The sequence below is a fragment of the Tepidicaulis sp. genome (assembly GCF_965222285.1).
Classification (GTDB): Bacteria; Pseudomonadota; Alphaproteobacteria; order Parvibaculales; family Parvibaculaceae; genus Tepidicaulis.
In genome coordinates this window covers 2,521,536-2,540,106 of record NZ_OZ244942.1, presented here as the reverse complement: position 1 = coordinate 2,540,106, position 18,571 = coordinate 2,521,536, and the positions used below count along the sequence as shown (strand labels likewise).

Annotated in this window: 21 protein-coding genes and 1 pseudogene; 15 read left to right on the top strand and 7 right to left on the bottom strand. The window is 60.8% G+C overall.

Annotation, left to right across the window (positions count from 1 at the left end):
- Positions 1-167 precede the first annotated feature (167 nt).
- From ACOQOT_RS12180 to ACOQOT_RS12130, 11 genes and pseudogenes are all read left to right on the top strand, one after another.
- Positions 168-1,010 (top strand): OmpA family protein, encoded by an 843-nt coding sequence (locus tag ACOQOT_RS12180; protein ID WP_158597189.1) that lies wholly within the window; start codon positions 168-170, stop codon positions 1,008-1,010.
- Positions 1,011-1,204: 194 nt separating this feature from the next.
- The gene (locus ACOQOT_RS12175) at positions 1,205-3,043 is read left to right on the top strand and encodes a M3 family oligoendopeptidase (RefSeq protein WP_420559528.1); all 1,839 of its coding nucleotides are present in this window, start codon (positions 1,205-1,207) and stop codon (positions 3,041-3,043) included.
- A gap of 92 nt (positions 3,044-3,135) precedes the next feature.
- The gene (locus ACOQOT_RS12170; protein ID WP_420561944.1) at positions 3,136-4,449 is read left to right on the top strand and encodes an ABC1 kinase family protein; all 1,314 of its coding nucleotides are present in this window, start codon (positions 3,136-3,138) and stop codon (positions 4,447-4,449) included.
- Between the two features lie 63 nt (positions 4,450-4,512).
- Positions 4,513-4,950: a PaaI family thioesterase gene (locus ACOQOT_RS12165; protein WP_420559527.1), complete on the top strand. Its 438-nt coding sequence runs from the start codon at positions 4,513-4,515 to the stop codon at positions 4,948-4,950.
- Entirely contained in the window at positions 4,950-5,942 is a 993-nt protein-coding gene (locus tag ACOQOT_RS12160; RefSeq protein ID WP_420559526.1) for an alpha/beta fold hydrolase, read from the top strand. The genes ACOQOT_RS12165 and ACOQOT_RS12160 overlap by 1 nt, the downstream gene beginning before the upstream one ends.
- A gap of 146 nt (positions 5,943-6,088) precedes the next feature.
- Entirely contained in the window at positions 6,089-6,238 is a 150-nt protein-coding gene (locus ACOQOT_RS12155; protein WP_081875561.1) for an aa3-type cytochrome c oxidase subunit IV, read from the top strand.
- Positions 6,239-6,401: 163 nt separating this feature from the next.
- Positions 6,402-7,541 carry a Re/Si-specific NAD(P)(+) transhydrogenase subunit alpha gene (locus tag ACOQOT_RS12150; protein ID WP_420559525.1) on the top strand — a complete coding sequence of 380 codons (1,140 nt, stop codon included), beginning with the start codon at positions 6,402-6,404 and terminating at the stop codon, positions 7,539-7,541.
- Positions 7,484-7,855: pseudogene (locus tag ACOQOT_RS12145) on the top strand (NAD(P) transhydrogenase subunit alpha); the annotation flags it as partial. The gene ACOQOT_RS12150 and the pseudogene ACOQOT_RS12145, both read left to right, overlap by 58 nt.
- A gap of 12 nt (positions 7,856-7,867) precedes the next feature.
- Complete coding sequence (locus ACOQOT_RS12140; protein WP_420561943.1) at positions 7,868-9,274, top strand: NAD(P)(+) transhydrogenase (Re/Si-specific) subunit beta; 1,407 nt, start codon at positions 7,868-7,870, stop codon at positions 9,272-9,274.
- Positions 9,275-9,372: 98 nt separating this feature from the next.
- Positions 9,373-9,723, top strand: a complete 351-nt coding sequence (locus ACOQOT_RS12135) for a DUF6614 family protein (protein ID WP_420559524.1) — start codon at positions 9,373-9,375, stop codon at positions 9,721-9,723.
- On the top strand, positions 9,723-10,202 hold the full coding sequence (locus ACOQOT_RS12130; RefSeq protein WP_420559523.1) for a GNAT family N-acetyltransferase: 480 nt from the start codon (positions 9,723-9,725) through the stop codon (positions 10,200-10,202). The genes ACOQOT_RS12135 and ACOQOT_RS12130 overlap by 1 nt, the downstream gene beginning before the upstream one ends.
- Before the next feature lie 12 nt (positions 10,203-10,214).
- Here the strand turns inward: ACOQOT_RS12130 and ACOQOT_RS12125 are convergent, their stop codons facing one another.
- The gene (locus tag ACOQOT_RS12125) at positions 10,215-10,823 is read right to left on the bottom strand and encodes a glutathione binding-like protein (protein WP_420559522.1); all 609 of its coding nucleotides are present in this window, start codon (positions 10,821-10,823) and stop codon (positions 10,215-10,217) included.
- Between the two features lie 173 nt (positions 10,824-10,996).
- Positions 10,997-11,269, bottom strand: a complete 273-nt coding sequence (gene rpsU, locus ACOQOT_RS12120) for a 30S ribosomal protein S21 (protein ID WP_420559521.1) — start codon at positions 11,267-11,269, stop codon at positions 10,997-10,999.
- Positions 11,270-11,518: 249 nt separating this feature from the next.
- Here rpsU and def point away from each other — a divergent pair, with 249 nt between their 5' ends.
- A complete protein-coding gene (gene def / locus ACOQOT_RS12115) occupies positions 11,519-12,076 on the top strand; it encodes a peptide deformylase (RefSeq protein WP_420559520.1) in 558 nt (185 codons plus the stop codon).
- 57 nt (positions 12,077-12,133) lie between these two features.
- The gene (locus ACOQOT_RS12110; protein WP_420559519.1) at positions 12,134-12,790 is read left to right on the top strand and encodes a COQ9 family protein; all 657 of its coding nucleotides are present in this window, start codon (positions 12,134-12,136) and stop codon (positions 12,788-12,790) included.
- 24 nt (positions 12,791-12,814) lie between these two features.
- Here the strand turns inward: ACOQOT_RS12110 and ACOQOT_RS12105 are convergent, their stop codons facing one another.
- From ACOQOT_RS12105 to purE, 3 genes are all read right to left on the bottom strand, one after another.
- Positions 12,815-13,411: a PAS domain-containing protein gene (locus ACOQOT_RS12105; protein WP_420559518.1), complete on the bottom strand. Its 597-nt coding sequence runs from the start codon at positions 13,409-13,411 to the stop codon at positions 12,815-12,817.
- Between the two features lie 133 nt (positions 13,412-13,544).
- Positions 13,545-14,645: a 5-(carboxyamino)imidazole ribonucleotide synthase gene (locus ACOQOT_RS12100; RefSeq protein ID WP_420559517.1), complete on the bottom strand. Its 1,101-nt coding sequence runs from the start codon at positions 14,643-14,645 to the stop codon at positions 13,545-13,547.
- Positions 14,646-14,663: 18 nt separating this feature from the next.
- Positions 14,664-15,167 (bottom strand): 5-(carboxyamino)imidazole ribonucleotide mutase, encoded by a 504-nt coding sequence (gene purE, locus ACOQOT_RS12095; RefSeq protein WP_420559516.1) that lies wholly within the window; start codon positions 15,165-15,167, stop codon positions 14,664-14,666.
- Positions 15,168-15,410: 243 nt separating this feature from the next.
- Between purE and ACOQOT_RS12090 the strand changes: the two genes are divergently transcribed.
- Positions 15,411-16,154, top strand: a complete 744-nt coding sequence (locus ACOQOT_RS12090; protein WP_420559515.1) for a GGDEF domain-containing protein — start codon at positions 15,411-15,413, stop codon at positions 16,152-16,154.
- Between the two features lie 13 nt (positions 16,155-16,167).
- On the opposite strand, the gene ACOQOT_RS12085 is transcribed toward ACOQOT_RS12090, so the two are convergent.
- Positions 16,168-16,374, bottom strand: coding sequence for a YdcH family protein (locus ACOQOT_RS12085; RefSeq protein WP_420559514.1), 207 nt, complete (start codon positions 16,372-16,374; stop codon positions 16,168-16,170).
- 299 nt (positions 16,375-16,673) lie between these two features.
- Between ACOQOT_RS12085 and ACOQOT_RS12080 the strand changes: the two genes are divergently transcribed.
- On the top strand, positions 16,674-16,856 hold the full coding sequence (locus ACOQOT_RS12080) for a YdcH family protein (RefSeq protein ID WP_420559513.1): 183 nt from the start codon (positions 16,674-16,676) through the stop codon (positions 16,854-16,856).
- Positions 16,857-16,943: 87 nt separating this feature from the next.
- Here ACOQOT_RS12080 and ACOQOT_RS12075 read toward each other — a convergent pair whose 3' ends face one another.
- Positions 16,944-18,563, bottom strand: coding sequence for an acyl-CoA synthetase (locus tag ACOQOT_RS12075; RefSeq protein WP_420559512.1), 1,620 nt, complete (start codon positions 18,561-18,563; stop codon positions 16,944-16,946).
- Positions 18,564-18,571 lie beyond the last annotated feature (8 nt).

The following is an 18,571-nucleotide window of genomic DNA, read 5'->3' as shown; positions in this document are numbered from 1 at the left end:
ACTCTTGTAGCTGAAAAGAGACTAAAATCCTCGATATGGCTTGAAGACCGCGGGTCTTCCGTGTCATCCATAATATTCATGCAAAACCGGTTGACTGCGAACCGGTGGGGTCCGGGCCACCCGTCTCTTAAACACGGGGGGTAGATCAAAAAATGACGGAGATTGGGATGAACATTCTATCCCGGCTAATTGCGGTAACTGCGTTCCTGGGGCTGGCTGCGTGCGGCACCTGGACTGCGGAATCGTATTTGGACGACGAGATTTCGGGTAACGACTTCAATGCCTGCCTCGCGCGCGAATACCAAGACCGTGCAACGTCGGAAGCTTATGTGGACTGCAACTGGGTCGATACTGCCAAGATCGTCGCGAAGGGCCGCGCTGCCCAGGCCGGCGAAACGGTACTGCCCTATGATCCGGCCAACCATGCCGTTCTGCCGAGCGATCTCGGCGAGCTGCAGGATGCCCGTGCCCGCCTGATGGCAGCACTGGACAATGGCGGCCGCGAAGGCGACCAGGCTTGCGCTTGCGCCAAAGCTCAGCGTCACTATGACGGCTGGGTCGAACAGGCCAGCGACAACGACCTCGGTGAAGGCGGCGCATGGTTCGGCGGCCCCGGCGGCCCCGTTCAGCCGGAGCGTGTGGAAGCTGAAAAAGCAGCTTTCTACGAAGCTCTGACCGAATGTGAAGCCGCACCGGTTGGCCCGTGGACGATTTACTTCGGCTTCGACAAGTCGAACCTGACGGCTGAAGCTCAAGCTGTTGTGGAAGAAATCGCCAATGTTGCCGGCAGCAAGACGCTGAACGTTTCGGGCTACACCGATACGTCCGGTTCGTCCGCTTACAACCAGGCTCTGGGTCAGCGCCGTGCTGACGCCGTTGCCGGTGCTCTGAGCGCCCGCGGCGCTTCGGTCGGCACGACCGGCACCTACGGTGAATCGAACCTGGCTGTGCAGACCGGTGACGGTGTGCGCGAACCGCTCAACCGCCGCGCGGTTGTGACGGCCGAATAAGCCAGCGCCTTTAAGGCATCGCCTTAAAGACGAAGAGATCAGCCCCGGCGGCAACGCCGGGGCTTTTCTTTTTTCAGTATTTTGTGTTTCGCGGGCATGGCCGGCTCGTCGCTTTTGGCCGCCCGCCCCATTGATCGCGGGGCCCTGAGGCCGATATTGAAGGGATCGGAAAATTCCCGGCAAAGGAGCCTTGTATGAGACGGCGCGATGCATCGACCAGCCCACGCTTCGATAAAGCTGAAAGCGGCGCCAAGGCGCTGGGCGAGCTGCCGCAATGGGACCTCTCCGTCTTCTATAAAGGCCCGGACGATGCGCGGATCGCCGCCGACCGTAAAGCCGCGCTCGAAGAGGCCGCACGCTTTGCAGAGCGCTATGAAACGAAGCTCGGGGCCCTTGCCGAAGCAGGGGACGCGCTGGCGCTGGCCGAGGCGATCGAGGCTTTCGATGCCCTGCAGGACAAGGCCGGGCGGCTCGGCTCTTATGCCTCGCTGCTTTATGCCGAGGATTCGACCATTCCCGCTCATGCCAAGCTCTATGCCGATATTCAGGGCTGGAGCTCGGACATGGCGGCAAAGCTCCTCTTCTTCACGCTGGAGCTGAATGCCATTGAGGAGGAAAAGCTGGCGGCGCTCTGCGCGCGCGAGCCGCGCCTTGCCCGCTACCGTCCCTTCCTGCGCGATCTGGCGCTCGAGCGGCCATACGAGCTTGCCGCGGATATGGAGCGCCTTCTGACCGAGAAGTCGGTGACCGGGCGCGCCGCCTGGAACCGGCTTTTCGATGAAAGCATGGCGCGGCTGCGCGTCGAACTCGACGGTGAAAAGGTCTCGCTCAACGAGGCGCTCGACAAGCTTTCCGAACCCGATGAATTGGTGCGCGAGAAGGCGGGCAAGGCAATCGCCGCGAGCTTTGCCGAGGAAGTGCCGCTTTATACGCTGATCACCAATACGCTCGCCAAGGACAAGGAGATCGAGGACCGCTGGCGCGGTTTTGAAGATGTCGCCATGTCCCGCCATGTGGCGAACCGCGTGGAAGCGCCGGTGGTCGATGCGCTGCAAAGCGCGGTCAGGGCTTCTTATCCCGATATTTCACACCGCTATTACGCGCTCAAAGCCAAATGGATGGGCAAGGAGCGGCTGAATTTCTGGGACCGCAATGCGCCGCTGCCCGAAGACGACAACAAGCTCGTCTCCTGGGGCGAGGCGCGCGAAACGGTGCTGAGCGCCTATGAAGGGTTCGACCCGGAAATGGCCCGCCTTGCCGGGGAGTTTTTCGAGCGCCAATGGATCCATGCGCCCGCCCGCCGGGGCAAGGCGCCGGGCGCTTTTTCCCACCCCACGGTGCCGAGCGCGCATCCTTTCGTGCTTTTGAACTATATGGGCCGCCCGCGCGATGTCATGACGCTTGCCCATGAACTCGGCCACGGCGTGCACCAGGTGCTCGCCGCGGATCAAGGTCCGCTTCTTTCCGACACGCCGCTGACTTTGGCCGAAACGGCAAGTGTCTTCGGCGAGATGCTGACGTTCCGCAGGCTCCTTGCAAATGCCAAGGACGCCTCGCAGCGCCGGGTGCTGCTTGCCTCCAAGATCGAAGACATGATCAACACGGCGATCCGGCAGATCGCGTTTTACACGTTCGAGCGGCGGGTGCATGAAGCGCGGCGCGGCGGCGAGCTGACATCGCAGGACCTGGGCAGGATCTGGATGGAGGTGCAGGGAGAAAGCCTCGGTCCCGCCATTCATCTTGATGCGGAGTATCAGACCTTCTGGTGCTATATCCCGCACTTCATCCATGCGCCTTTTTATGTCTATGCCTATGCCTTCGGGGAGTGCCTCGTAAATTCGCTTTATGCCGCTTACGAGGCCACGCCTGACGGCTTTGCGCAGAAATATTTCGATGTGCTGCGCGCGGGCGGCACGCTGCGCCATAAGGAGCTGCTTGCCCCCTTCGGTCTCGATGCGTCCGATCCGGCGTTCTGGGACAAGGGGCTTTCGGTCATTCGCGGTCTCATCGACGAATTGGAGGCCGACCTTTGAGCAAGGAAAAGCCGCCGCGGGGCAAAGACAAACCTGCCCGCGAGAAAGCCAAGTCTGTTCGCGACAAAGAGAGCAACCGGCTTTCCGGGCGCATGTCCCGCTATGCCCGGGTGGGCGCGGGTGTGGGCGGTTTCGCCGCGAAATATGCCGGCCAGCGGTTTTTCGGGTTCGATGTCGACAGCGACAAGAATGCGCGCGAGCTTGCCGCGGCGCTGGGCGGGCTGAAGGGCCCGATCATGAAAGTCGCTCAGATGATGGCGACGATCCCCGAGGCGCTGCCGGCCGAATATGCCGAGGAACTGGCGCAGCTCCAATCCGCCGCCCCGCCCATGGGCTGGCTCTTCGTCAAACGGCGCATGATGGCCGAGCTCGGCGCAGGCTGGCAGAAGAGATTTGCCGAGTTCGAAAAGGAAGCGGCCGCTGCCGCTTCGCTCGGCCAGGTGCATAAAGCCCGCTCGCTGGAGGGCATGCCCCTTGCCTGCAAGCTGCAATATCCGGACATGCAATCGGCGGTGAATGCGGATTTGAAGCAGCTCGATTTCATCTTCTCGCTTTACCGCCGCCTCGATCCGGCGATCGATCCGCGTGAGATTGCCGAGGAGATCGGCGAGCGTTTGCGCGAAGAACTGGACTACGATCTGGAAGCAAGGCATATCGCTCTTTACCGCGATATGCTCTCGGACGAGCCGCGCATCGAGGTGCCGGATGTGCTGCCCGAGCTTTCCACCAAGCGGCTTTTGACGATGAGCTGGCTCGAAGGCAAGCCGCTTCTTTCCTTCAAAGAAGACACGCTCGAGCGGCGCAACGCCATTGCCTCTGCCATGTTCGTTGCCTGGTGGCATCCCTTCAGCCGCTACGGCGTCATTCACGGGGACCCGCATCTTGGCAATTACACGGTGCGGGAGGATTGCGGGATCAATCTTCTCGATTTCGGCTGCATCCGGAAATTTCCGCCTTCCTTCGTCGAAGGGGTGATCGAGCTTTACCGGGCGCTGGAGACGAACGATACGGACCGCGCGGTAGCGGCCTATGAGCGCTGGGGCTTTAAAAACCTCTCGCGCAAGCTCGTCGATATTCTCAATCTCTGGGCAGGTTTCATCTATGGCCCGCTTCTCGATGACCGCGTGCGCACCATCGCCGACGGGGTGACGCCGGGGGAATATGGCCGCGCCCAGGCCTTTGCCGTTCATAAGGCGCTGAAAGAGCACGGGCCGGTGACGCCGCCGCGCGAGTTCGTTTTCATGGACAGGGCGGCGATCGGGCTTGGCGGGGTGTTCCTGCATCTCGGCGCCGAGCTTAATTTCTATAAGCTCTTTAATGAGGCGATCGACGCTTTCGACGTCACCCAGCTTGAAAAGCGCCAAGCCCACGCGCTAAAGAAGGCAGGTCTTATATCCGCTGCCTGAGGGCGCCCGCTATTTGAGCGGTCTGCCCGATGAAGCGGGGCGATAAAGGGGTGCGTATCGCTCATGACCGACGATCTTCTGGAAGAAAATGCCGTTCCCATTCCCGAAGGCTACCAGTCCATGAACTGGACCCGCGGCTTCGGGCGTCAGATCGGACCGCTTTATGAGCGCATCGAAGAAGACGGCACCTACCGGCGCGCCTTTCTCGTGCAGGAACATCACACAAACGGCATGGGCAATTGCCATGGCGGCATGCTTATGGCCTTTGCCGATGTCGCTTTCGGCCATGCGGTGACCATGGCCTATCACCGCTACTGGGTGACGGTGCGGCTTTTGACGGATTTCATCTCGGCGGCCAAGGTCGGCGACTGGGTGGAAGGCACGGGCATTGCCACGGGCGATGAAGATGATTTCATCACCGTGAAAGGCCGGATATGGTGCGGGGACCGCACCATCATGACGGGAACGGGCGTCTTCAAGGCGCTTGGGGAGCGCCCATAATGAGTGACACCGAGAAACCTTCCAAAAGCCCGCTGGTGGCCGAGCAGGAAGCCGAGCAGCGCCAATTCGAGCTGGCGCCCGGCGATTCCATCGGCCCGACGGTGGTGGCCCCGCCCGAATGGTTCAAGCGTGCCGTCGAGACGCCCGTTGAAAGCCGCAAGGTGGATGTGGAAGGTACGCCCATCCATTACCTGCATTGGGGCGATCCCGATAAGCCGGGCCTGCTGCTGGTGCATGGCAACGGGGCGCATGCCTATTGGTGGTCCTTCATCGCACCGTTTCTCGCCAAGGAATATTCCGTCGCGGCCATGGATCTTTCGGGCATGGGTGATAGCGGCTTCCGCTCCCATTATTCGATGGAAAGCTATGCCGAAGAGCTGATGGCGGTGTGCGAGGATGCGGGCTTCTTCGACAATGAAGAGCCGCCCATTGTCGTCGGCCATTCCTTCGGCGGTTTCGTGACGATCCTTGCCGGGGCGCTATACGGCGAGCGGCTGGCGGGCACGGTCATCGTGGACAGCCCCGTCAATCCGCCGGACCGGCCCGGCGGGCCGCCCAACCGGACGATTCGCCCGCACCGGGTCTATCCGACGCTGGAAGAGGCGATGGGGCGCTTCCGCCTCGCCCCGCCGCAGCCTTGCGAGAATTTCTACATCACCGAATATGTCGCCCGCCATTCCCTGAAAAAAGTGGAAGGGGGCTGGACCTGGAAATTCGACCCGCGCATCTGGCGGCGCTTTTCCATCGGCGATCCGGCGGAGCGGCTCCGGGCCACGAAATGCCGCATCGCGGTGATGCGCGGGGAATATTCCGTGCTGCTGCCGGAGGAAATCGGGGATTACATGTTCTCGCTTCTCGGCCGCGCCGCCCCGGTGATCGAGATCCCTCAGGCCCGCCACCATGTGCTGCTCGATCAGCCTCTGGCCTTCGTGGCCGCGCTCCGGGCGCTGCTCGCGGACTGGAATCACTCTCACCCGCACCGCAAATCCTGAATTCAGGCTTTTACGCCGCCCGGTATGTTCCTCCGGGGACTTGTGCGCTCATGCGCAGGCCTTACGCAGAGGCGATGCTTGCCGCCGGGGGGGCGTCTGGTATAGTCCGGCGCACATGTGAATTGCGTGAGCATTAGAGGCACAAAATGACCCAAGAAAACGCGCAGGCGGGCTGGAGCAAGGAAATGGCTGCCGAGGAACATATGCGGACCTATGACGGGTTCGTGAAGGGGACGAAATACGGCACGATTGCCTTGACCGTCCTTCTGATCCTGATGGCGATTACGCTTCTCTAGTTTTTTCCGTTCAGCTCGCTCTTGTCATCCGGCGTTTCGAGCCTATTTGAGGCTCCGGATTGTTTAAGAATAATTCCAATTAGCAAGTGGTGCGGACCGCTGCTTGTCAGTCAAATGCGCGGGCGTCAGACCCCGCGCGAAAAGAGGGCTAGGCGAACCACTCATGAAACTCGCAATACCCAAAGAAACCCAAGACGGGGAAACGCGCGTTGCCGCTTCTCCCGATTCGGTGAAGAAACTCGTGTCCCTCGGTCTCGACGTGGTGGTGGAGACCGGCGCGGGCGCCCATGCCAATTTTTCCGACGATGCTTATAAGGATGCCGGCGCGGCGATTGCCGCCTCGGCGGGCGATGCGCTGAAAGACGCCGACATCGTCTTCAAGGTGCGCGGTCCCAGCGACAGCGAACTCGGCCAGATGAAGAAAGGCGCCATGGTGGCGGCGATCCTGAACCCTTACGGGAACCGGGACCGGGTGAAAGCCTATGCCGATGCCGGGATCAACGCTTTTGCCATGGAATTCATGCCGCGTATCACGCGCGCGCAGTCCATGGACGTGCTGTCCTCGCAGTCGAACCTTGCCGGCTATAAAGCCGTGGTCGATGCGGCCGCCACATACGGGCGGGCGCTGCCGATGATGATGACGGCGGCGGGCACGATCGCCCCGGCGCGCGTTTTCGTTTTCGGGGCCGGTGTTGCCGGTCTGCAGGCCATTGCCACGGCCAAGCGCATGGGCGCCATCGTCACGGCGACGGATGTGCGCGCCGCGGTGGCCGAACAGGTGAAAAGCCTTGGCGCCGACTTCATCATGGTCGAGGCCGATGAAGGCGATACCGGCGAAACCTCCGGCGGCTATGCCAAGGAAATGAGCGAAGATTACAAGCGCCGTCAGGCCGCGCTCATTGCCGAACATATCAAGAAGCAGGACATCGTCATTACCACGGCGCTCATTCCGGGGCGTCCCGCGCCGGTGCTCGTGACCGAGGAAATGGTGCAGTCCATGAAGCCGGGCTCCGTCATCGTCGATCTGGCGGTGGAGCAGGGCGGCAACTGCCCGCTTTCCGAAGCCGGGAAAGTCGTCGAGAAGCACGGTGTGACGCTTGTCGGCCATACCAATGTTGCCGGGCGTCTGCCCGCCGACGCGTCCTCGCTTTACGCGCGCAACCTGGTCAATTTCCTCACCCCCCTTATCGACAAGGAGAGCGGACAGCTCGCCATCGATTGGGAAGATGAAATCATTACCGGAACGCTGCTGACCAAAGACGGCGCAGTGGTGCATTCGGCACTCCAAGAAGGAGGCGCATGATGGAAGCGGCAATCGTAGATCCGTTTGTATTCCGCCTGGCGATTTTCGTGCTTGCGATCTTTGTGGGCTATTACGTGGTGTGGAGCGTGACGCCTGCGCTGCACACGCCGCTCATGTCCGTTACCAACGCCATTTCTTCCGTGATCATCGTCGGCGCGCTGATTTCCGTCGGCGTGCAGCTCGGTGAGGCCGATGGCGGCATTTTCGCCAAGGGCCTCGGCTTCGTGGCGACGGCGCTCGCGGCGGTGAACATTTTTGGCGGCTTTCTTGTCACGCAGCGCATGCTCGCGATGTACAAGAAAAAAGACCGGTAAGGGGGCAGCATGTTGTCAGCAAACGTAACGGCGCTGCTTTACCTCGTATCGGGCGTCCTTTTCATCCTCGCGCTGCGCGGGCTTTCCTCGCCGGAAACCTCCCGCCAGGGCAACACCTATGGCATGATCGGCATGACGATCGCCATTCTCACCACGCTGGTGAGTCTGGAAGCGAATAATGCGCTGACCTGGGGCCTTATCATTGTGGCGCTGGTGATCGGCGGCGGCGTTGGCGCAGTTATCGCCCGGCGCATCGCCATGACGCAGATGCCCCAGCTTGTGGCCGCGTTCCACTCGCTGGTCGGTCTCGCGGCCGTGCTCGTCGCCTGGGGCGCGTTCTATGCGCCGGAGGCCTTCGGCATCGGTTCCTTCCTGCACATCAAGGTGGCTAGCCTCGTTGAAATGTCGCTCGGCGTTGCCATCGGTGCGATCACCTTTTCCGGGTCGGTCATCGCCTTTGCCAAGCTCAACGGCAATATGTCCGGCGCGCCGATCATTCTGCCGGGCCGTCATGTGATCAACATCCTCATGGCGCTGGCCATTGTCGGCGGCATCGTGTTCCTCTGCCTCGATCCGGCCAATCAGAGCGTCGAGCTCTTCCTGGCGATCACGATCCTCTCCTTCATTATCGGCTTCCTGATCATCATTCCGATTGGCGGGGCGGATATGCCGGTGGTGGTCTCCATGCTCAACTCCTATTCGGGCTGGGCAGCGGCAGGTATCGGCTTCACGCTGGGTAACCTCGCGCTCATCATCACGGGCGCGCTGGTGGGCTCTTCGGGCGCCATTCTCTCTTACATCATGTGTAAGGGCATGAACCGCTCCTTCATCAGCGTGATCCTCGGCGGCTTCGGCGCGGATGCGGCGGCCGCAGGCGCAGGCCAGGTCGAAACCCGTCCGGTCAAGCAGGGCTCGGCGGATGATGCGGCTTTCATCATGAAGAATGCCGGTTCCGTCATCATCGTGCCCGGCTACGGCATGGCGGTGGCGCAGGCCCAGCATGCGCTTAAAGAGATGGCCGACGTGCTGAAGGAAGAAGGCGTGAAAGTTTCTTACGCCATTCACCCGGTGGCAGGCCGTATGCCGGGGCATATGAACGTGCTCCTGGCCGAAGCCAACGTGCCTTATGACGAAGTGTTCGAGCTGGAAGACATCAACAACCAGTTCTCCCAGGCGGATGTCGCCTTCGTCATCGGCGCCAATGATGTGACCAACCCGTCGGCCAAAACCGACCCGGCCAGCCCGATCTTCGGCATGCCGGTGCTGGATGTGGAAAAAGCCAAGACGGTGCTCTTCGTCAAGCGCGGCATGGGCTCGGGCTATGCCGGTGTGGAGAACGAGCTGTTCTTCCGCGACAACACCATGATGCTCTTTGCCGATGCGAAGAAGATGGTGGAAGAGATCGTGAAGTCTCTTTAAGGCGGATCGGTTCCATCCGGATAAGAGGGCGGCGCTTGCGCCGCCCTTTTTCTTTGGCCATGTTTCTTTAGCCTGTCGGCCAAAAGAGGGATGAGGCGATGGATATTTATCACGGCTGGTGCAACCTGAAGGCGGGGGTGAGCGATACCGCCTTTGCCGAGGCTTTTGCCAATTACATGGGCGATCTGAAAGCGCGCGGGAAGATCGAAAGCTACAGGCTCACCCGCCGCAAGCTCGGGCTCGGCCCGGCGCATCTGGCCGAATTTCATTTCATGATCGAGGTGAAGGATCTCGCGCAGCTCGATGAGGCGTTCAAGCTCGTCTCGGCGCGGGGCGAGCCTATCGAGACCGCCCATCACGGCGTTAATTCCCTGGTCGAGGATGTGACCTTTGCGCTTTACCGGGATTTCCCCGATCCCCAGCGCATTCGCGGCGAGGAGAAGTTCTAGTGACTGTTCAGGTGCGCGTCGCGGGGCCGGAGGACCGGCCCGTTCTTTTGCGTTTCATGGCGGCGCTGCAGGAATATGAGCGCGCACTGGAGGCAAACCGCACGCCCGGCCCTGAAATGGCGAAGCCGCATCTCAGCCATCTGGAAGAGGAAGCCGCCGCCCATCAGGGCGTCATGCTGATCGCGGAAGAGGAGGGTAAGCCCCTCGGCTTCATCGCCGCCATGGTGGACACCGACCCCGGTTTCTTCGTTGCCGAGACGGAGCGGCGCTTCGGTTATATCGCCGATATTTATGTGGAAGAAGCCGCGCGCGGCAGCGGCGCCGGCCAGGCGCTTATGGCGGCGGCCGAGGCCCATTTCAAAGCGCTGGGGCTCACCCAGGTCCGGCTTTTCGCCGTTGCGGGCAATAAGAGCGCCCAGCGCTTTTATGAGAAATCGGGCTATGGGCTCTACGAGGTCTCGCTGCGCAAGTATCTCTAGCCTTGGTGCCGGTCAGTCCGCCGCTTCGAAGGCAAGCGCCTGGACAACGGCGGGGCGGGCGAACATGCGCGTCCGGTAGGCCTCGAGGGCCGGCCAGGCAATCACCGTTTCGCCCAGAAGACCCGCCAAATGCAGCGCCCATGTCAGATAAGCATCCGCCGCCGTGAAACTGCCGGTGGCAATAAAGTCCTGTTTTTCCAGTTGCCGGGCAAGCGTGTCGAAACGCCTGTGCAGCAAAGTGCGCAAATAGGCTTTGTAAGGGCGCGGGGCCTCGGTGTTGAACGTCGTCCAGTAAATCTGTTTATGCATTTCCGTTGAAACGAAGGAGAGCCATTCCAGGACGCGGAAAGACTCCATCGAGCCCGGTGTGCCCATGAAATTGTGTTCAGGGGCAAGCGAGGAGAGATAGGCAAGGACGGCGATATTTTCGGTGAGCAGCTCTCCGTTTTCCAGGGTCATGGCGCTGACCTGGCCTTTCGGCACGATGTCGCTATAGGGCGTGCCGTCGGCAAGCTTCTTGGTTGCCAAGTCCACTTTAACGAGATCGATATTGAGGCCGGCCTCACGCACCAGAATATGAGCGGCGAGCGAGCAGGCGGAGCGGATGATATAGAGCTTCAAGGCGTACTCCTGCTTGGGGGGCATGAGGACGCAATATACTGGTGTCGGGTAAGCTGCGGCGGACAAAGGCGCCACCATTTCCGCCAAACGCAAAAAGCCCCCGTTAGGGGGCTTTGGGATGCGGGGGAGAGCTTTGTGCTGTCCCCGCCGCTTGGCTCTTTGGCCTTGAAGGCTTAGCGGCCGCGCTTGTTGCCGGGCAGCAGGCCTTCGCGCTGAGCGCGTTTGCGGGCCAGTTTGCGCGCACGGCGGATCGCTTCGGCTTTTTCGCGGGCTTTCTTCTCGGAAGGCTTCTCGAAATGGCCACGCAGCTTCATTTCACGGAAGATACCTTCCCGCTGCATTTTTTTCTTCAGCGCTTTGAGCGCCTGATCGACGTTGTTGTCGCGAACGAGTACCTGCACGAGGAATCCCTGCCTTTCGGTCAAATTTCCTGATTTCAGTTCCAATGGCGTCTAAACGGTCAGATACCTTTAAACGGCCAAAAGAAATGCCGGGGCCACATCAAGGGCCCCGCTGAGGCCGGTTAACTAGCAAAAGATTCGAGCCTTGTCCAGCCTTTCAGGGCTTATTCCGGCCTCAAGAGGATCGCAGACAGGCCGGGCGGGACTAAAGAGGGCCGGATGCGGCGATCGGCCCCTTAAAACCCCCGCTTTCGGGCTTTGACGGGCCTTCCGGCGCCCCCCATATTAACCTCCATGACGATCCGAAAAATCGCCCGGATGGGCCATCCGATCCTGAAATTGCCTGCCGAGCCGGTGAAAGACCCCGGCGCGCCGGAAATCCGCGCGCTGGTGGAAGATATGATCGAGACCATGATCGATGCCAATGGGGCAGGGCTTGCCGCCCCGCAGGTCCATGAGGGCCTTCGGGTGGTGATTTTCCAGGCGCCGGGCGCGCGGGCCGAAGGCGGCCTCGATGAGGAGGAGGCTTTCGACCATACGGCCCCGCTCACCGTGCTCATCAATCCTGAAATCGAGCCCCAGAGCGATGAGATGGAAGAGGGCTGGGAAGGGTGCCTTTCCGTGCCGGGCCTGCGCGGGCTGGTGCCGCGCTATACTGATATCGTCTATAAGGGCGTGGGGCTCGACGGCAAGCCCATGGAACGGCGCGCCAAGGGGTTTCATGCCCGCGTCGTGCAGCATGAATGCGATCATCTCGACGGGATTCTCTATCCCCAGCGGATGAGCGATCTCGGCAAACTGATTTTCGAAAGCGAGGTGCGCCATTGGCTTGCCTCCGGACGCAAGCCTTAAGAGGGCGCTCTTAGAAGCAGAACCGATGGGCGTCAAACCCCGATGGGAGCTAAACCAATGGCAGCGAAATTGACCGAAGAGCAGAAGAAAGACGCGGTTTTGGATGCCGCGCTTCCGGATGTCGCTTTCGATGGCTGGACGTTGCAGGGGCTCATCCGGGCAGGCGAGGAAGCCGGGCTCGAGCAAGGCGAGGTGCGGCTGCTTTTCCCGGACGGGGTGCGGGATGCGATCGCCCATTTCTTCGCCCGCGGCGATAAGGCAATGCTGGAGCGGCTGGCGAAGGACGATCTTGCCTCGATGAAAATCCGTGAGCGGATCACCCATGCGGTGCGGGTGCGTCTTGAGGTGGATGCGGATAACCGCGAGGCGGTGCGCCGGGCGGCTGCCGTGCTTTCCCTCTCGCCCACGCATTTTACCGGCGCGCAGGCGCTTTACCGGACGGTGGATGCCATTTGGCTGGCGGCGGGCGATACGGCGACGGATTTTAATTTCTATACGAAGCGCGCACTGCTCTCCGGCGTTTTCGTTTCGACGCTCTTTGTCTGGTTCGGGGATACATCGGAAGATTTCGCCGAGACATATGCCTTTCTCGACCGGCGCATTGCCGATGTGATGCAGATCGAAAAGGGCAAGGCGAAGCTTGCCAAGGCCCTGTCGAAATTTCCCGATCCCGTCTCTTTTCTGGGGCGGCTGCGTTATCCGGGCCCGCGCTAAAAGAGAACAGGCTTTTTAAGACGGTCAGCCGTTCTTCGGCACGCCCTGGCCGATATCGATCCAGACGGTTTTGTCGATGTCGCTGCCGACCGTCGTGCGCTGGCGCTCGCTTTCATATTCCTTTGCCGCTTCCATATGATGGATGGAAAGGACGCGCTGCAGGAAGCCTTGGCTTGTCCCGGCTCCGGCTTCTTTCTTCGGCCCGACCATGGGCAGGAAGAAACTTTGCACCATGGCCTTGCGGCCCGAGGCATAGGTGTTTTCGTAGCGCACGAAGGCACCTGCCGGGGTTTCGATGATCCCGGTGAAAAGATCGGTGACGAAAGTGTGCCGCGCCGGATCGGTCAGATCGACCAGGTTCTCGCCCGTCGGGTCATGGCCCATGCGCTCTGCGATAGCGGTGCCGGCCAGACGGTAAATTAGCTCGTCCGGTTTGCGCCGTTCGAAAACGGAAATGTCGGGCAGAAGCCGGGTGATGCGCATCGGGTCGAAATCGGCCACATCCGGCAGCACTTTCCCATAGCGGATGGAATACCAATAGACCCAAAGATCGAGAAAGGATTTGGGAGTATCGGCCGGGAGAAGCGCCTGCAGTTCCTTACGGATATCCGTGTCGCTCATCTGGGTGGGGTCTAAATCCATACGTCTCGCGGTGGTTTGTGGTTCGGTCCCCCTCCCGCCCGGCGTGTTGATGCGGGCGGATTAACCAAAAGTCGATGCGGCGGATCGCCGCGTGTTCCGATCACGGAGAAGTTTAGCGGGAAAGCGCGCGGATACGGTTAACGTGGCCCATTTTGCGGCCCGGCCGTGCTTCCTTTTTCCCGTAAAGGTGAACATGGCATTTCGCATCTTGTGCAAATGCCTGCCAATTATGGGCATCATCGCCGATCAGATTGAGCATTTGCGTGTCGGCGTGGCGGGCCGGATCGCCGAGCGGCCAGCCGGTAATGGCGCGGATATGCTGCTCGAATTGCGACACCGCGCAGCCATCCTGGGTCCAGTGACCGGAATTGTGCACGCGGGGTGCAATCTCGTTCACGACCAGCGCGCCTTCTGTTTCAAGATGAAACATCTCCACGCCCATTACGCCGATATAGGAAAGCGCGCCTATCAGCTTGCGGGCGATTTCCATGGCTTCTGCCGCGGTTGTCTCGCCGATGGCGGCGGGTACGGTCGTTGTGTGCAGAATGTGATCCTTGTGAACGTTCTCGCCGGGATCGTAAGCGGCGATCTTACCGTCCGTACCGCGCGCGACGATGACGGAAATCTCGCGGGTAAAAGGGACGAAGCCTTCCAGGATGGCGGGCTGTTTGCCGATCTCTTCAAAGGCGGCGGCAAGATCCGTGTCGCCTTCGATCTTCACCTGGCCCTTGCCGTCATAGCCGAAGCGGCGGGTCTTCAGGATCGACGGGCGGCCGACCGTTTCCACGGCTTGTTTCAAATCCTCGAGGCTTGAAACGGCGGCGAAGGGCGCGGTGGCGATACCCGCCTCGCGCAGGAAGGTTTTTTCCGTCAGCCGGTCTTGTGCCGTGGCGAGGGCGAGCGGGCCGGGACGCACGGGTACATGGGCTTCCAGAAGCGCTGCGGCCTTTTCCGGCACGTTTTCAAACTCATAGGTGACAACATCGACGCTTTCGGCAAAGCGGGTGAGGGCGGCTTCGTCCTCATAGGCCGCGCAGGTGGTGCGGGCGGCAACCTCGCCTGCGGGCGGGTTTTCTTCCGGGCAATAGATATGGCAGTTGAAGCCCAGCTCGGCGGCGGAGACCGCGAGCATCCGGCCAAGCTGGCCGCCGCCCAGAATGCCGATGCGGGCGCCGGGGGCAAGCGGTGCGGAAGAAGGCGGCGTGTGCGTCATGTTTTATTGGCTGTCTTCTTATTGGCTGTCTTCGGGGGTTTCGGCGACGGCCTCGCTCTGCGCCTTGCGCCATTCGTCGAGGCGCGCGGCCAGTGCCTCGTCCTGCAGGGCCAGAATGGCGCTTGCCAAAAGCCCTGCGTTCTTTGCGCCCGCATCGCCGATGGCGAGCGTGCCGACGGGAATGCCGCCGGGCATCTGCACGATGGAAAGAAGACTGTCTTGACCTGAAAGCGCGCGGCTCTTTACCGGTACGCCGAGCACGGGCAGCGGCGTCATGGAGGCAGCCATGCCCGGCAGGTGGGCGGCGCCCCCGGCGCCTGCAATGATCACCTGCAGGCCGCGGGATTTGGCGCTATGGGCATAATCGTAAAGGCGCTGCGGGGTGCGGTGGGCGGAGACGATACGCGCCTCGTAAGGCACGCCGAGCGCGTCCAGAACGTCGGCGGCATGTTTCATGGTCGGCCAGTCGGACTGGCTGCCCATAATGATGCCCACTTTGGCTGTCTCGCTCGACGTGGTCATGCCTTCCTCCGGCCGGTCGTGAAAAGACGGGTTTGCCATCTTCGCTCAATTGGCGGCGCCCCGTGAGAGGACGCCGGAAAGCGGCGGATTATAGGCAGAAGGGGCTTTAAGGCAAGGATTGCGGCGCTAAGTCTTGGGATACCCCTAATCGGGGCAGGGAGGGCCGGAGACGGCGCAAATGCACCAAATTTCCTTGGCGCGGTGCGCCGGACTGCCGTATTTTGAGCCTATGGGGCGCTTTGCATGAAAGTTGGCGATAGTAAATCCAGATCGGCCGCAGGCAGCGCTGCCTCGCGGGCCTATGGGGGCACGGCGAAAACCGGAGGAGCCGGGGCGGCGCAGGGCGCTGCCGGGGCTGCAGGCGGGCGCGTTATCACCGATACAACCTCGATCATGGGCGTGCCGGAAACCGAGCTGACACCAGCCGTGCGCAACGCCTTGATGACGCTGATGGGCGAGGTGGCGGAACTGCGCCGTGAGCTTGACGGGGTTAAAGCGCGGCTGCGCGATGCCGAGCAGCTTGCCGATCATGACCCGCTTGTGCCGCTTCTCAACCGCCGCGCCTTTGTGCGTGAGCTGGCCCGTGTGCTTTCTTACGGCCAGCGCCACGGGGAACCGGCGGGCCTCGTTTATATCGATCTTGACCGCTTCAAAAGCCTCAACGATGCCCATGGCCATGCGGCGGGCGACGAGGCGCTGCGCCATATCGCGCGGCTCATTCTCTCCCAGGTGCGCGAATCCGATCTGATCGGCCGGTTGGGCGGGGATGAGTTCGGCGTCATCATGATGCGCGCCGATGAAACGGCGGCGCGGCGCAAGGCGCAGCAGATCGTCGAGACAATCGCGCAGAACCCCGTGAAGATCGACGGGGTGGCGATCGATCTTGGCGCGTCGGCAGGCGCGGTTGGCCTTACCGGTTCGGAAGATCCGGAAGAGGCGCTCAAGCGCGCCGATCTTGCCATGTATGAGATCAAGAAAAGCGGTTAGCGCCGCACTTGCTTCACGCGATGATGTCGGGGAAAAGTTCGTCTTCGATATTCAGGATGCGGTCGCGCAGTTCCAGCTTCTTTTTCTTCAGCCGTTTGATCTGCAGGTGATCGGGATAGGTCAGCGCTTCAAGCGCCATGATGGCGGTGTCGAGGTCCCGGTGTTCTTCCTTCAGCGCGATGAGCAGCGTGCGCAGTTCCTCTTCGTCGATACTATCCATGAACGGGCCGCATCCCCTTTGATCCATTTGGGCGTTTGTCTTGCGCCGGGTTCTGCCTCTTTAGCGGCTCATAGAGTGCCGCGCGCGCCGGGCCAAGTCCATGTCTCTTTGTAAGGAGAGCGGCGCTTGGCCCGCCATTCCGGCGCCTTGCGAAACAAATTTTTTACTCTGTCCTTTACGCGGTTCGGGCCGCTCAAAAGCTGCGGCATTTTTACCGCAGAAATCCGCGAAATTCGACAAGCCGAAAAAAAAGAGTCACACTTTTCAGGTTACCCCAAACACCGAAAAGGAGGGTATGTATGGCTCTGGAATCGCATGTTGCCGAACTGACGCGTCGGCATGAGGAATTGGAGAAACGAATCGAACGTGAACTCCTTAGTCCCGGTAGCGATGACCTCCATATTACAGAGCTCAAGCGACGAAAATTGAGGCTCAAGGACGAGATCGAAAAGCTGACCTTGGCCTCTCCTCAAGCGGCCTGAGGCCCTCACGGGAGGCCGCACACGGTCTTCCAGACGAGATGAGTTGGAAACGCCGGAACAGGAGTTCCGGCGTTTGGTTTTTTCGGATCACGTCATATCGCGCAATTTGAATTTCTGCACCTTGCCGGTGGAGGTTTTGGGTAGCTCGGTAAAGATCACCTTGGTCGGGCATTTGAAATGCGCGAGGTTTTCCCGGCAATAGGCGATGATATCCGCCTCGCTGAGGCTCTTGCCCTTTTTCAGCGTGATGAAGGCGCAGGGGGTTTCGCCCCATTTTTCGTGCGGGGCGGCGACGACGGCGGCTTCCAGAATATCCGGGTGTTTATAGAGCGTGTCTTCCACTTCGATGGAGGAAATGTTTTCCCCGCCTGAAATGATGATGTCCTTCGAGCGATCTTTGAGCTGGATATAGCCATCGGGGTGCCAGACACCGAGATCGCCGGAATGGAACCAGCCGCCGGCAAAAGCCTCGTTCGTCGCTTTCGGGTTTTTCAAATAGCCCTTCATGACGACATTGCCGCGGAACATCACCTCGCCCATGCTTTCCCCGTCCTGAGGCACGGGCTCCATAGTCTCCGGATCGATGACGGCAAGGTCTTCGAGCACGGGATAATTGACGCCCTGGCGCGCCTTGACGCCTGCGCGTTCGGCAGAGGGAAGCGCATCCCATTCATCGTGCCAGGCATTGACGACGGCAGGCCCATAGGTTTCGGTGAGCCCGTAAACGTGAATGACGTTGAAGCCTTCTTCTTCAAGGCTGCGGATCGTTGCGGCGGGCGGGGGCGCCGCGGCGGCGAAGAAATTGACCTGGTGGGGCAGGGGTTTCTTTTCCTCCGTGCCCGCATTGATGATGAAGCCCATGACGGTGGGCGCGCCGCCCATATGCGTCACGCCATGCTCGGCAATCGTGCTATAGATATTGGCGGCGGTGACTTTGCGCAGGCAGACATGGGTGCCCGCGACGACGCTCATCGACCAGGTGAAGATCCAGCCATTGCAATGGAACATCGGCACTGTCCAGAGATAGACGGAGTTTTTCGTCATCTCGGCGGTGACGATATTACCGACCGCCAGGAGATAGGCGCCCCGGTGATGATAGACGACGCCTTTCGGGTTGCCGGTAGTGCCGGATGTATAGTTCAGCGTGATCGCATCCCACTCATCGGCAGGCAACGCCCAATCGAAAGCCGCATCGCCTTTTGCGATGAAGTCTTCATACTCCACCTCGCCGATGCGCTCTCCCTCGCCCTCATATTCCGGATCGTCAATGTCGATGACGAGAGGCTTCACCTTGGCAAGGGCCAGCGCTTCGCGGGCGATGCCTGAAAATTCTTTATCCACGAACACGACCTTCGCTTCCCCGTGATCCAGGATGAAGGCGATGGCGGCGGCATCGAGGCGGATATTGACAGTGTTGAGCACGGCGCCCAGCATCGGCACCCCGTAATGCAGCTCCAGCATGGCCGGGATATTGGGCGCGAGCACGGCAACAGTATCGCCCTTGCGGATGTCCTTGGCGTTCAGCGCCGAGGCAAGCTGGCAGCAGCGCTTATAGAAGGCGCCGTAATTGCGGGTCATCGCGCCGTGAATGACCGCCGGTTTTTCCGGATAGACCTTCGCGGCGCGTTTTAAAAAGCTCAAAGGGGAGAGCGGCTGGTGGTTGGCTGCGTTCTTGTCCAGGTCGCTTTGATATGGATTGGCGCTCATTTTTCTCC

Coding starts and splice junctions, on each gene's coding strand:
- ACOQOT_RS12135 (WP_420559524.1), top strand. CDS start 9,373: ATGGATATTTATCACGGCTGGTGCAACCTGAAGGCGGGGGTGAGCGAT.
- ACOQOT_RS12080 (WP_420559513.1), top strand. CDS start 16,674: ATGGCTCTGGAATCGCATGTTGCCGAACTGACGCGTCGGCATGAGGAA.
- ACOQOT_RS12165 (WP_420559527.1), top strand. CDS start 4,513: ATGACCGACGATCTTCTGGAAGAAAATGCCGTTCCCATTCCCGAAGGC.
- ACOQOT_RS12105 (WP_420559518.1), bottom strand. CDS start 13,411: ATGAGCGACACGGATATCCGTAAGGAACTGCAGGCGCTTCTCCCGGCC.
- ACOQOT_RS12085 (WP_420559514.1), bottom strand. CDS start 16,374: ATGGATAGTATCGACGAAGAGGAACTGCGCACGCTGCTCATCGCGCTG.
- ACOQOT_RS12090 (WP_420559515.1), top strand. CDS start 15,411: ATGAAAGTTGGCGATAGTAAATCCAGATCGGCCGCAGGCAGCGCTGCC.
- ACOQOT_RS12160 (WP_420559526.1), top strand. CDS start 4,950: ATGAGTGACACCGAGAAACCTTCCAAAAGCCCGCTGGTGGCCGAGCAG.
- ACOQOT_RS12175 (WP_420559528.1), top strand. CDS start 1,205: ATGAGACGGCGCGATGCATCGACCAGCCCACGCTTCGATAAAGCTGAA.
- ACOQOT_RS12100 (WP_420559517.1), bottom strand. CDS start 14,645: ATGACGCACACGCCGCCTTCTTCCGCACCGCTTGCCCCCGGCGCCCGC.
- ACOQOT_RS12180 (WP_158597189.1), top strand. CDS start 168: ATGAACATTCTATCCCGGCTAATTGCGGTAACTGCGTTCCTGGGGCTG.
- ACOQOT_RS12170 (WP_420561944.1), top strand. CDS start 3,136: ATGTCCCGCTATGCCCGGGTGGGCGCGGGTGTGGGCGGTTTCGCCGCG.
- ACOQOT_RS12075 (WP_420559512.1), bottom strand. CDS start 18,563: ATGAGCGCCAATCCATATCAAAGCGACCTGGACAAGAACGCAGCCAAC.
- ACOQOT_RS12110 (WP_420559519.1), top strand. CDS start 12,134: ATGGCAGCGAAATTGACCGAAGAGCAGAAGAAAGACGCGGTTTTGGAT.
- purE (WP_420559516.1), bottom strand. CDS start 15,167: ATGACCACGTCGAGCGAGACAGCCAAAGTGGGCATCATTATGGGCAGC.
- def (WP_420559520.1), top strand. CDS start 11,519: ATGACGATCCGAAAAATCGCCCGGATGGGCCATCCGATCCTGAAATTG.
- ACOQOT_RS12155 (WP_081875561.1), top strand. CDS start 6,089: ATGACCCAAGAAAACGCGCAGGCGGGCTGGAGCAAGGAAATGGCTGCC.
- ACOQOT_RS12150 (WP_420559525.1), top strand. CDS start 6,402: ATGAAACTCGCAATACCCAAAGAAACCCAAGACGGGGAAACGCGCGTT.